General features: G+C 65.1%; 1 rRNA gene. It reads right to left on the bottom strand.

The features are described 5' to 3' along the window. Positions 1–109 (bottom strand): 5S ribosomal RNA (gene rrf / locus AC5RV6_RS16950); the annotation flags it as partial. Positions 110–355 lie beyond the last annotated feature (246 nt).

Genomic DNA, 355 nt, shown 5'->3' with positions numbered 1-355 from the left:
GTGACCTACTCTCCCACACCCTCCCGGGTGCAGTACCATCGGCGCTGTGGGTCTTAGCTTCCGGGTTCGGAATGGGACCGGGCGTTTCCCCCACGCTATGACCGCCGTAACCCTGTGTCCGTGCTTGCGCCGGAAATCCTGGGTCACAGTCCGCAGGCCCAGTCCAGCCTGTTCGGCTGACGCGTTCCTGCGGCGTGATGCGTTTCTATCTTACCCCCAGTTGGAGCCGGCCCTGACCACAGGCCTCTGCCACCGGGCTGTTAAATGGGTGAGGGCCCCGCGTCGGTGCGGGGCCCTCCCTGTTAATGGTTGTCCGGCGGTGACCTACTCTCCCACACCCTCCCGGGTGCAGTAC

The sequence above is a fragment of the Arthrobacter saudimassiliensis genome, assembly GCF_059090665.1.
This window is presented reverse-complemented; position numbering and strand designations above follow the sequence as displayed.